This window comes from Cupriavidus sp. MP-37, from assembly GCF_020618415.1.
Taxonomy (GTDB): Bacteria; Pseudomonadota; Gammaproteobacteria; order Burkholderiales; family Burkholderiaceae; genus Cupriavidus.
In genome coordinates this window covers 595,320-607,740 of record NZ_CP085344.1, presented here as the reverse complement: position 1 = coordinate 607,740, position 12,421 = coordinate 595,320, and the positions used below count along the sequence as shown (strand labels likewise).

At 58.7% G+C, this 12,421-nt stretch carries 9 protein-coding genes and 1 pseudogene; 5 read left to right on the top strand and 5 right to left on the bottom strand.

The window, feature by feature from the left end:
- Positions 1–239: 239 nt before the first annotated feature.
- From manD to LIN44_RS02915, 4 genes are all read left to right on the top strand, one after another.
- On the top strand, positions 240–1,448 hold the full coding sequence (gene manD, locus LIN44_RS02930) for a D-mannonate dehydratase ManD (protein WP_227313438.1): 1,209 nt from the start codon (positions 240–242) through the stop codon (positions 1,446–1,448).
- A gap of 34 nt (positions 1,449–1,482) precedes the next feature.
- A complete protein-coding gene (locus LIN44_RS02925) occupies positions 1,483–2,517 on the top strand; it encodes a Zn-dependent oxidoreductase (protein ID WP_227313437.1) in 1,035 nt (344 codons plus the stop codon).
- A 1-nt stretch (position 2,518) separates the two neighbouring features.
- Complete coding sequence (locus LIN44_RS02920; RefSeq protein WP_227313436.1) at positions 2,519–3,451, top strand: sugar kinase; 933 nt, start codon at positions 2,519–2,521, stop codon at positions 3,449–3,451.
- Positions 3,452–3,592: 141 nt separating this feature from the next.
- A complete protein-coding gene (locus LIN44_RS02915; protein ID WP_116386628.1) occupies positions 3,593–3,913 on the top strand; it encodes a 2TM domain-containing protein in 321 nt (106 codons plus the stop codon).
- Positions 3,914–3,949: 36 nt separating this feature from the next.
- On the opposite strand, the gene LIN44_RS02910 is transcribed toward LIN44_RS02915, so the two are convergent.
- From LIN44_RS02910 to LIN44_RS02895, 4 genes are all read right to left on the bottom strand, one after another.
- The gene (locus LIN44_RS02910; RefSeq protein WP_227313435.1) at positions 3,950–4,711 is read right to left on the bottom strand and encodes a LytTR family DNA-binding domain-containing protein; all 762 of its coding nucleotides are present in this window, start codon (positions 4,709–4,711) and stop codon (positions 3,950–3,952) included.
- A 14-nt stretch (positions 4,712–4,725) separates the two neighbouring features.
- The gene (locus LIN44_RS02905) at positions 4,726–5,568 is read right to left on the bottom strand and encodes a sensor histidine kinase (protein WP_370641636.1); all 843 of its coding nucleotides are present in this window, start codon (positions 5,566–5,568) and stop codon (positions 4,726–4,728) included.
- Between the two features lie 812 nt (positions 5,569–6,380).
- Positions 6,381–8,867 carry an SIR2 family protein gene (locus tag LIN44_RS02900; RefSeq protein WP_227313433.1) on the bottom strand — a complete coding sequence of 829 codons (2,487 nt, stop codon included), beginning with the start codon at positions 8,865–8,867 and terminating at the stop codon, positions 6,381–6,383.
- A 620-nt stretch (positions 8,868–9,487) separates the two neighbouring features.
- Positions 9,488–9,787: a hypothetical protein gene (locus LIN44_RS02895; RefSeq protein ID WP_227313432.1), complete on the bottom strand. Its 300-nt coding sequence runs from the start codon at positions 9,785–9,787 to the stop codon at positions 9,488–9,490.
- Positions 9,788–10,244: 457 nt separating this feature from the next.
- Between LIN44_RS02895 and LIN44_RS02890 the strand changes: the two genes are divergently transcribed.
- A complete protein-coding gene (locus LIN44_RS02890; RefSeq protein WP_227313431.1) occupies positions 10,245–10,631 on the top strand; it encodes a hypothetical protein in 387 nt (128 codons plus the stop codon).
- Here the strand turns inward: LIN44_RS02890 and LIN44_RS02885 are convergent.
- Positions 10,628–11,651: pseudogene (locus tag LIN44_RS02885) on the bottom strand (integrase). The gene LIN44_RS02890 and the pseudogene LIN44_RS02885 overlap by 4 nt on opposite strands.
- Positions 11,652–12,421 lie beyond the last annotated feature (770 nt).

Sequence of the window (12,421 nt, the reverse complement as noted above, 5' to 3'; positions counted from 1 at the left end):
GCATCGTGCGTGCATCCGGCGTTGTCTTCGATGCGAAGAAGTTTGCACGCCGCCGTGGTGTCCAACGTGCGGTGCTTTCGCGATTCAACTGCGGCTAACGCTGCATTTGATTGCGGAATCGGCCGTACTCCGCCGCAATCGGCCCGCAGTACTCTGGCCGCATCCTCACCGATGCAGGCGTTGCGCAACCAGGCGGCGCCATCGGGCCCACGACAACGACGATCCGGCCGGAGACACCCTTGAAGATCGAACAGATAAAAACCATCGTCACCTGCCCGGGGCGCAACTTCGTCACGGTCAAGGTGGTCACCGATGCCGGCGCGTACGGGCTGGGCGACGCCACGCTCAATGGCCGCGAACTGGCAGTGCGCACGTACCTGGACGAGCATGTGATTCCGTGCCTGATCGGCCGCGATCCGCGCAGGATCGAAGACATCTGGCAATACCTCTACCGCGGCGCCTACTGGCGGCGCGGGCCGGTCACGATGACCGCGATCGCGGCCATCGACATGGCACTGTGGGACATCCTGGGCAAGCTGGCCGGCATGCCGGTGGTGCAGCTGCTGGGCGGCCGCAGCCGCCATGGCCTGATGGTGTACGGCCACGCCACCGGCCGCGACCACGCCGAAGCCGTCGACGCGGTGCACAGCCATATCGCGCAAGGCTACAAGGCAATCCGCGTGCAGTCGGGCGTGCCCGGCTTGTCCAAGGTGTACGGCGTGGGCACGCAACCGGGTCACTATGAGCCGGCGCAGAAGGGCTTGCCGCCGGAGGAACCCTGGGATACCTCGCTCTACCTGCGACACACGCCGGAACTGTTCCACAAGGTGCGCGAAGCCGTCGGCTTCGCTCCCCACCTGCTGCACGATGCGCACCATCGCCTGACACCGATCGAAGCGGCCGGCCTGGGCAAGGCGCTGGAGCCCTTCAACCTGTTCTGGCTGGAAGATCCGACGCCGGCCGAGAACCAGCAGGCGTTCCGGCTGATCCGCCAGCACACCACCACGCCGCTCGCGGCCGGCGAGGTCTTCAATTCGCTGTGGGACTGCAAGGACCTGATCAGCGAACAGCTGATCGATTACATCCGCACCACCATCGTTCACGCCGGCGGCATCACGCATGTGCGCCGCATCGCGGACTTCGCCGCGACCTACCAGGTGCGCACCGGTTTCCACGGCGCCACCGACCTGTCACCGGTATGCATGGCCGCGGCGGTCAACTTCGGGCTGTGGGCGCCAAACTTCGGCATCCAGGAACTGATGCCGCATGGCGCGTTGGTCGACGCGGTGTTTCCGCACAACTACCGCCTCGAGGACGGTTACCTGGTGATGGACGACGTGCCCGGCCTTGGCGTCGACATCGACGAGCGGCTGGCGGCCCGCTATCCGTACGAACGCGCCTACCTGCCGGTGGCGCGGCTGCGCGACGGCGCGATGTGGAACTGGTAGCCGCCGCGCCAGTTGACCGGAACAAGGAGCCAGCATGTTGAGCGTAGTCGTCGAGCAAGCACACCGCATGGCCGTGTGCGAGCGACCCAACCCGGTCCCGGCCGAAGGCGAGGTGCGCGTGCGCGTGCGCCTTGCCGGAGTGTGCGGTTCGGATTTGCACATCTTCCATGGCAAGAATCCGTTCGTGACCTATCCGCGCGTCATCGGCCACGAGTTCGTGGGCCATGTCGATGCGGTTGGCGCGGGCGTCAGCGCCGACCGCATCGGCGAACGGGTGGTGGTGGATCCGGTGGTCAGCTGCGGTCAATGCCATGCGTGCCGGATCGGCCGGCACAATGTCTGCCAGCGGCTCCAGGTGATCGGTGTGCACCGGGATGGCGGCTTCAGCCAATTCGCATGCGTGCCGGCACGTAACGCCTACCCGGTGCCCGATGGCATGCCGACTGCCAGTGCCGCGGTGATCGAGCCGTTTGCGGTGGCCGCCAACGCCACCCACCGCACCGGCGTACTGCCCTCGGACGTAGCGCTGATCTATGGCGCCGGGCCGGTTGGACTCAACCTGCTGCAGGTGCTCAAGCGCGTCTATGGTGTACGCACCTTCATCACCGACCATGTCGATGAACGGCTGGCATTGGCGCAAGCCTGCGGCGCCGCGGATGACGAAATCATCAACACCGCGCGCGAGCCGCTTGCGCGCGCGCTGGAGCGCCGCGGCGCGGCGGGCGGGCCGACGCTGATCTACGATGCGGTCTGCCATCCTGCGATCCTGGAAGAAGCCGTTGCCATCGCCGCGCCGGCAGGCCGCATCGGCGTGTTGGGGTTTTCCGCCACGCCATCGGCCCTGCCGCAGCAAGCGCTGACCAGCAAGGAATTGACCCTGTACGCCTCGCGTCTCAATTGCGCGATGTTCCCCACCGTCATCGACTGGATCGCGCGCGGTCTGGTGGATCCCGGCCGGATCATCACGCACCAGGTCAATTTCCGCGACGTGGCCTACGCATTCGACCTCGCCGAAAACCAGCCCCGCGTCAGCTGCAAGGTGTTGCTCGACCTGGGCGAGGACGCCTGACATGCGCGCCAGCTTCGACATCGTCGCGCTGGGCGAGGCCATGGTCGAGTTCAACCATACCGGCCCGCGCGGGTCGCGGACCTACTTGCAGGGCTTCGGCGGCGATACCTCCAACGCCGTCATCGCCGCGGCGCGCCAGGGTGCGCGGTGCGCCTACCTGACCCGGCTGGGCGACGACGAATTCGGCCGCATGTGCCGGTGCCTGTTGCACCGCGAACACGTCGACACCAGCGGCGTCGTCATCGACGCATCGGCACCTACCGGGCTCTACTTCGTCCATCACGGCCCGGATGGCCACGTCTTCACCTATCGGCGCTCGGGCTCCGCCGCGAGCCGGATGCAACCCGGCGACCTGCCGGTCGCATTGCTGGAACGGGCCACCTGGCTCCACGTCTCCGGAATCAGCCAGGCCATCAGCACGTCAGCCAAGCGTACCGTGCGCGAGGCCATCCGCATCTCCCGCCAGGCCGGCACCAAGGTGTCCTACGATCCCAACCTGCGCCCCAGGCTGTGGCCCCTGGAGCGCGCCCGTGAAGTCATCGTCGCCACACTTCCGTTGTGCGACCTGTTCCTGCCCAGCCTGGACGACGTGCGCCGGCTTGCCGGCCTCGACGATCCCGTGGGCATCGTCGACTGGTGCCATCGCATGGGCGCGCCGCATGTGGTGTTGAAACTGGGCAGCCAGGGTTGCCTGGTATCCGATGGCGGACAGTTGACCGCCGTGGCGCCATTCCGCGTCGACGCGGTCGATGCGACCGGCGCGGGCGACTGCTTCGACGGAACCTATCTCGCGCGGCTGGTGGCCGGAGATGACGCTGTGTCCGCCGCGCGCTGGGCAGCGGTGGCGGCCGCGCTGGCCACCACTGGCCACGGCGCAGTCGCACCGCTGCCAGGGGTGCAAGCGGTCTGGGATGCACTGAAAGTGCAATCATGAAGGTGGCGATGGCGCGACATTGACGCTGACGGCGTGCACGCTCGCGAACGAAATCCGTCGATTCAGCCCATGGGCCTGGAACGGCGCCTGGCGGTGGCCTATACCTGTCGCATGCCAACCTTCCTGATGACGAGGTATCCCATGCACCACGCCTTCCCGCCCAACGACCCCAACGCCATGGCCTACTGGCGCGCGCGCCGCATGGTGCGCGCGCTGCGCGGCTGGTATATCCACCTGCTGGTCTATGCGGTGGTCAATGCATGGCTGTGGTTCCGCTTCTTCTACTTCCCCTCGCCGCCCTGGTCGCACTACGCCACCACGGGCTGGCCGTGGCCGCTGACCACCACGCTGGCCTGGGGGCTCGGGCTGACCGTGCACGGGCTGCTGGTCTGGATGCGGCTGTCGCGCCGCGGCCGCGACTGGGAACAGCGCAAGATCCAGGAATTCATGGATCGACACTAGACAGACCACTGGCCGGCGGCGCGCGCGCCAGCCGGCCTACATCTGCCGGAACCGATGCATGTAGGCGCGCGATACCGGCAGTTCGGCATCGCTGCCGCGCATCCGGACAAACAGCCGCCCGGACTCATCGCGCCGCGTGCCGGCCACGTATTCCATATTGACGATGGACGAGCGGTGGATCTGCCAGAACACCTCGAGATCGAGACCGGCAATCAGCTCCGCCAACGGCGTGCGGATCAGGTGCTCGCCATCCACGGTATGCACCACCACGTACTTGTCCTCGCTCTGGAAATACATCACCTCCTGGATCGGCACGTGGCTGGTGGTATTGCCACGGCTGGCCCGCACCCAACGCAACTGGCTGGCACCTTCGGCGCGCGGCTGGGCGCGTGTCAGCTGGTTCAGCAGTTGCGCCAACTCGGGCAGCGGCGCCGCTTCCTGCAACGCCTTGCGCAATCGCTCGATGGTGCGGCCCAGGCGCTCCTCGCTGACCGGCTTGACCAGGTAGTCGACTGCGGCGCGCTCGAACGCATCGAGCGCAAACTCGTCATAGGCGGTGACGAACACCACCCGCGTTTCGGTTTCCAACCCCTGCGCCACTTCCAGCCCCGACAGGCCCGGCATCTTGATATCGAGGAAGGCAACGCTCGGCGACAAGCGCGCGATGGCGTCGGCGGCTTCGATGCCGTTGGTCGCCTCGGCAACGATCTGCAACTCCGGCCACAGGCGCTGCAGCTTGCCGCGCAGGTACGCACGCAGATGCTCTTCATCGTCGGCAATCAGGGCGGTGGGCGTCATGGTGCGTCTCCGGTTCAGGATGCGGGTGGCAGCGGGAGATCGATCAGTACGGCGGTGCCGGGCGAGCGCTCTTCAATCCTGACGTGGGCGTCACCGTCATACAGCACGGCCAGCCGTTCGCGCAGGTTCGACAGCCCGACACCAGCGCCGGCCGAGGGCCGGAACCCCATGCCATCGTCCTCGATCGTCGCCAGCATGCGCGCGCCCTGCCGCTCCAGCCGGACCAGCAAGCGCCCGCCTTCGATCTTCGGCTCCAGGCCATGCTTGATCGCATTCTCGACCACCGGTTGCAGCAGCATCGGCGCCAGCGGCATCGCTTCGAGTTGCGGGTCGACATCGACCGTGTATTGCAGCCGCTCGCCCATGCGGATGCGGATCAGCGCCAGATAATCGCGCAGCAGCTTCGCCTCCTGCGCCACCGTGCCTTGCGTAGCGCGGCTGGCGGCCAGCGACGCACGCAGATAGGCGATGAAATGCTCCAGCATCATCGTGGCCTTCTGCGGCGCGGGCTCGATCAGGCTGACCACGTTGGCCAGCGTGTTGAACAGGAAGTGCGGTTCGATCTGCGCCTGCAGCAGCTTCATGCGGGCCTCGACCAGCTGCTTCTCCGTCGACAGCGTGCGCACCTGCTCCTGCGCCATGTACTCGGCAATCTTGCGCTCTTCCCACCGCCGCCCGAGCAGGCCTACACGTCCCCAGGTCATGATGCCGTGCACCGCCAGGCCAATCCCCCAACCCATCAGTGGGCCACCCGCCCAGGGCCGATGCGACGGTCCCATCAGATGGAAGCCGATCAGCATCGCGTTCACCACCACGTAGACCATGGCGTGCAGATAGAAGAAGCGCAACGCGCGCACGCGGTGGCGGGCTTCTTCGTAGGCACGTTGCTCGGGGGCCGAGCGCCAGAGGCGGGAGTTTGGGAAAGGCACGGGTGGGTGGTTGGGCGGAAATGGGGGCAGGTTACCACCGCGCCAACGGCGCTGACATGCGGTTGCCGGGAATCGACAGGATGGTGGCGTGAAACTACGGAAAACGGGCGTCGATGGCCCAGATGTCAGCGCGGCTGCCCCAGTGACAACGCCTCGGACACCGCCAAAAACAAAACGGGCCACGCAATGCGTAGCCCGTCTTTCAATTCTTGGTGCCGGCTGCAGGACTCGAACCCGCCACCTGATGATAAATCAGTAAGTTACTGATTTTCAAGCCAAAGTAGGCGTAAGCGACAAAAGTATAAAATACTTTAGATTCAGTAACTTAGCGTAAGGGAGCACAGGCGGCGCGAGCTTGTTTGTGTACTGCCATCCTGCTGCTAGCCACGGCTTGCATCGGCTACTTTGATGTGCGCCAGTGGCAAGTGCTCAACTATTCGTCCGCCTCCATACCTTGCAAAGCAAGGCGCTCGATCTCCGCATTGGCACGTCGGCGGCCGTCCACCCTCCCAAACGACCAGGAACCGCCCAAAAGTCTTTCGCGCTAGATTGAATGCAAGTCCTCATTTGGGAAAAGTGTGCCTACCGTCCAAATCTCGCCAGTTAGAGGTGCAATGAACAAAGCGGTACAGAGCCCAAGCTGACGCAGTAATGCGTTAATGCGGTATCTCGCATAAGCAAAAGCGACTCATCACTGGATCAGGCTTGCCCCCCTGCATGCGCCGAGGGTTGAATCGTTCTTAAGGGGCCGGCAACTTTAGGTACCGACGAACCTGCCTCTCGAAATACTCATCCTCTTTGAAGTGTTTCAACCCATAGTTGATACACTCCTTCAGTTTTTCATACGCACCAACATCTCTTCTTTTCTGGCAAATTTGAATCAGAGACTCGCATATGGTGGTCGTGGGATACGGGTCCGTTGTACCTCGACGCAAACGTTCCATCTCAAGAAATTGCAGCCCCTCATCGTAAATCGAGCGATCCTCGAGGCCCTCATCGAGATACTTCATTAGCAACGTATGTCCCAACGAGTGCTTTGTCTGGAAAGATTCATAGAATTCGAGCCCAGTTCTAAAGCATTCGATTGCATCGTCAAGGCGATGTATTTTTCTATAGAATCGACCAAATTGAAGCCAAAATACACCATCCTGACCATAATATTTTTGCGCCTGATGATAAGTTTTCTCGGTATCGTCCGTTCGGGTACGAGAGGGGAAATATCGCTCGTATAGGAAATTGAACGAAACGATTTCCTTGTACATTTGATATGCCAGAGGATGAAATTTAATATCCTCAATGGTGAACTTGTTGGAGAGATATTGGAGGACATCAGAAATCTCCCCCACATCCCCCTGCCCCTGGATGCAATTATTGAAATAGCAATCCGCGATCACCCGATGCCGACAGGCCACAATACCGCGCGACGCAAAGTCAACAAGAATACCAGAGAGGCCATTAGCCAACTGCTCCGAAACTCTCTCCACTGAAATTCCGACAATTCCCGCGACGTAATTGATCGGTACTGAAAAACCAAGCGAATTGATAGTTGATACAACACTTAGTATCCGCTTGGCCTCTTTATCCTCAACGGACTGATACTCCTCAAAGATCTTTGTCTCGAAGTTTTCGTGGGTAGTCAACGAATACAATGCCGAAAGGAGGTCGCCATTGTAACCCCGCTCCTTGTCCATCAAACGACCAGCTTGCTTTTCGAGAGGCAGGTTTGAAAATTTATCAAAGACAATTGCGTGATTTGCAATTCTCTCGCAAATCGCTTTAGCCTCATCAAACTGTAGGGATCCGAACTGGAACGTAGACGACACGTCCTCACAATCTGGCAGATGGCGCAAGTTCGACTTGTAATCATTAATGCGATCTTCCAGCACGAACAGACAGAATGGCAACTCTTTATCGGCCATCCCGAGTCTTACTGCGTTCACAGCATAGTAAAACTCAGCCGCAGAGTAGAAGACAAATATGGATTTTTCCGTGAAACCCGACAAAATAGCAAGGAATCTATCAATATCAATTCCATTAACCGAATTGTATTCATAGATATAGGGATATTTTTCCACTAACTCCGACAATGCAGAGCGAATGGCCGTAGTTTTGCCAGATCCACTTGGCCCGACAACATGTAGAACTTCGACACCAGATTGCCCGGCAGTCATTCGAGCAGAAATCGACTTTGTGAGCTCTGTAACACGCGAGGTAACTGCATGCGCCTTATTCGTGATATAGAACCACTCCGGATGCGCGCCCATTACGTAGTGACGGAGAATCCCGCGCGTCTCGGATGCACGCTCGATCTCACCAATTACTGGATCGAACGCCTCCTTAAACCAAGCCATGGCAGCCGCTGTCGCAAAACGCTTGCGAACAGCCGGTATAGACTCCAAAACAATATCATCTATTTTTTTCGACTTAACTTCACGAAACAACACGCCAAAGAACTCTTCAGCAGTGGCATCAATGACGTTATACCCCGAAGCGATATAGTTTTCCTTCTTAATCGGGTCGGGATCTGGCATGACGATCCAGTTATTCGCTTCTGGCACTATACTTCCGTACGTATTTAGGCGACGTGAAATATGGCTTTCAATGTCGGATTCATCCAATTGATTTCCGACAACAACAAGACCACCCATCAAAATTCTGGCCGCCAACTCATTATGCCAATCAAATAGCTTACTTGCTGCCATGGCATATTCGAAGTTTGAGAATATGAATCCCGCCTCAAGATCTCTGATAGTGCCATGAATTGTCACCACAGGGGTACTGCCTATCACCCCGCCAATCGAAGCCTGATCGCAATAGTTGAAGAATGAAAAATCACCTGAGAGTCGGTTCGATGTCTTCGTCGACTGGTACGCGACGTCCAAAACATTATCTATGTTTGTAGTATAGATTCGACTCCAAACGTATTCGAATATTTTCGCCTGCCAAGGGCGAACGTGGTCGACGGTGAAATACTGCTTCAGATATTCGTTGAAGTTTGGGATGTTTCTTGATGCAGTTAGATATGCATCTTTCAAGGTGGTACGCGGGCCGGGTGTCTTCTTACACTCACGCAGCAACTCGTCACGAAGCTCATCGCCTGATGGAAGTTCCGCTTTGATAGATTTGTTCCTATAACTAAATCCTGCACCAAGTAATAGCGACAACTCCCCTTTTTTCAAAAGCGGACAGATCTTGTTCTTTATGATCTCGATATCTTCTTGTTTCATCTTCGTGCTGAGTGCGATGTTGAGAGCCTGTCAAGCTTAGTCGCTTGGCGCTGCCGACTTACCAAGTACAAAATGATACGGGATACACATCTTCGCATTTTTCGCCGGTTAGGGCACCTTACTAAGGTAGGGAACATGAGCGCACAGTTTCGCGCTAGCTTGGTGCGCGACAGCAATCCAGCACGGCCGGGTCGATGGTTTGACTCCAATGAGCCCTACGTGCCAAGCTACTAGGAAAATTCCACTTCCCGATAGCCTGGTCGCATCCGTAGGCTCAAAACCTGCGCTCCACGGTGGACCGGGGATTCCGCATATCCGGAAATACACCCAAGGCCGGCACGTTGCTGCTCTTAGCTCTTCTGTCGCCCTGTTCGGCTTTGGAGCGTCATCGTGGCCGCTTTGCAGCACAAAGCCTATCCTGCGCGCTAGGCCCCTTAACCTTTTGTCCCTTTCGTTGACGAAAGCCGGTTGCGGCGTGGCTGCATCATTGAGGCGTCTCCCAGCGCAGGATAGGCGGCGGAGCGTGGCATTGTTGCGATCTGTAGCACATTTCCTATCCTGCCCTAGCGCAAACCACTCTCACGGGCTTTCGTTGACGAAAGCTGGCGCTGGAACTGCTGTCATCTCGCGGATAGGTGATTGCGTGCTGCGGAGCGCAACTCGTCCATGCGCGACCGTACAGCAGCGCCCTCCTCTTTGAGAATCTGCTCGATCCTTTCTAAGTCGCTTGGATCAAGAGCGCGACGCATCAGCACTAACGCGCGTCGGCGATCGTGTAGTTGATCGATGCGGGCTTGGCCGAGCGCGGACGCAGTTTGCTCACTGCTCAGGTCGTGTTCGCACAGTGCGATAAGTGTGTTCAGAATTTCGGTGGCTGCCTCGAATCGCGTGGCGCAGTCGTCGATTATTCCATTGATCATGACTTGTACTCGCATAGTACGAGCATCGTCGTAGCGCTTCCGCGCTACGACGCCCGTTGATTTGCAGTGGGTTGACGCAGCTACCGCCGCACTAAACCTGATGTCATACGCCATCTATGAGCGCATTACTAGGCTCTGGTCATCGCTCGGAACGCCTGCATCGCAAACTCTGCGCAGTGGACCGCCCTGCCCGCCGCGGGCATCGGTTAAAGTTTTTGTTAGGTTAACTGTAGAGTTAATGTTAACGCCGCTACCGTACGATACCCTACTGGATAGGGTATCGGCACTTGGATAGGGTAGTCGGCGTCGACTCTTGTGCGCCTTCGCCTGTGGACAAGTACCGGCACACGTGATGTTGAAGTTCAAACGGCAGCCGTGCATGAAGGTCCCGAAAATAGTCGAGGCGCCAGCAGTCGGGTATGGCTGAAATTTGGGCGAGCGACTTCTCACGCAGCTTTTGCCCCAAGCATTCGCTGCTGCTCATTGTCAAGGTCGATGCCCGATTGGCGACCGAGCTCATCTGACAGCTTGGTACGCGGCAGAGAGGCGCAAGCCGTTCGCGCACTGGATCGCAACTGAAAGCCTAGATAGCGCCTACGCTTTGGCTGATGGGTCCCGCTACGCCGAGCTCCGCGAGCAGTGGCTTGCAAGGGAAGCAGAGCGCGAAAGCACTCTCAAGCGGTTGCGTCTATTTGAGGGCGGCGAGGCCGCAGCAGGGAGTAGCGCCGACGGCAAGTCGAAAGGAATTACCAACGAGAAATTCGTCGGCATCGATCATCGATCAGCACATCAGGGTGTCTGGGATCTGTTTTACATCCCCAAAAACAATGTCGAATCGGACTAGGCTGAATCCGCTTGGGCAATGCGGTCTAGCTTGCCAACCAGGTCCTCCGCTCGAAGAGGCGTATAGCGCTTTAGCATTTGCATCGACTTGTGCCCGCTAATGGCCGCAGCTTCTTGGTCGCTCAAGCCCGCCTCTACCAATCTGCTGACAGCCTCATGACGAAGATCATGAAAATGGAGATCCTCCAGCCCCATGTCGTTCGTGATACGTGCCCAGAGCTTCTGAAAAACATATGGCTTGCGCTGACCGTCCCGTCCTGGCTCGTCAAAAAACACCAAATCAGTGTCATGCGGCCGCATCGGGTTTTCGATTACCATCGTCAGAATGTCCGTAGCTCCATTTTTCGTATCGTAGAGAGTGACGACGCGGCGCTGCAAATCAATATGTCCGCGCCGCATTCCGACTATCTCGGATGACCGCATGCCTGTTTCTACCGCAAATCGCACAATCCAGCCGAGCATTGGATTACTGTGAGCATCTGCCGCAGCAAACAACCGCCCCTGCTCTTCGTGGTCTAGGCGTCGATTGCGCCCAGCGCCTAGGCTCGGCTTCCGAATGTTGGAGACAGGATTGAAGGTTAGGCCAATCCCCCACTCCTGAATTGCTGTTCGGAAAAGGTGGCCCAGCATCGCGAGCTCGATACGTACCGTGTTGTTGGACTTGCCAGCGGCCAAGCGCTGGTCTCTGTATTTCGCAACCAGTTCAGCGCTAACAGCCGCCATGGAATACTTCCCAAAAATACTCGTCCAGGTGCTTCGCTGTAAATCGCTCACTTCGCTGCGTAGTCGCCTTCTTCGTTATCGACACATCTTCCAGATAACGCCTCAACGCGCTCGCGATCGTTAGTCTTTCGGATGGCGCACGCGATAGAAACACTCCTCGCACCATCTCATTTTCTGTCCGCCGAGCCCAATCTTCCGCATCACGCTTTGTCCGGAAGGTCTTGGCTGTCGTCGGCCATCCTGACCTGCGTATTACGGCCTTCCACGTCCCAGACGGTGTCTTCACAATCGTTGCCATAGCCACTCACTCATTGCCCTGGCAATCTTGCGCGAGCTTTGAAATTGGTCGGACACGCGACTCCCGCAAGCTGAAGGGTCCATCGCCAAAAGATCGAATTACCGACCCACCCTTCCCCAGTAGCGCAAAGGTCTTATCAACTCCCTGGAGCACGTAGTACGTTTCCCGCCTAGGCCTTTCAGGATGCTGACCACTTACTGACTCTCCGCTCCCACCCGCTCCGTCTGTGAGATCCTCGACAAGCGTCACCGTTCGGTACTGGGAAAGTATGTGTCGACCTTCACACGCCCAAGTTCGCAGCACGTGACGACTCGTGTCACCCCGCTCATGCTCATATTGGTAAGGGATATGGCCAGTCACCGCGACATACGCCTTAACTGCCGTCCGAGCCCCATCAGAGCTTGCAGGCTTCAGCAGAAGGATCTGAATGAGGAAATATGTAGCGGTCACCAAAGTAGCAAACGAAATCGTTAGTACCAGATAGAGCGTGCCTATGCTCGGCCGACCATTTCTCCTCTTAGTCCTCGTAGACTCATTCCTACGTTCGCCTCGGCGGCCAAGTACTTGCCAACGCGAAATCTCGGCGATGCCATTGCGAAGGTGGGGAGGCACTCCCTTGCCGGCCGTCCTGGCCGCTTTGGCAAAGCGATCTCTCAACTTCAGATGGCCCCAGCCGTCCTGCCATTGTCGTCGGCGCCGGACGCTTGCAATACGTCCAGGCCACAAGTCTAGAATTGCTGAGATCGCCCAAAAATATGCTATCGCCAACA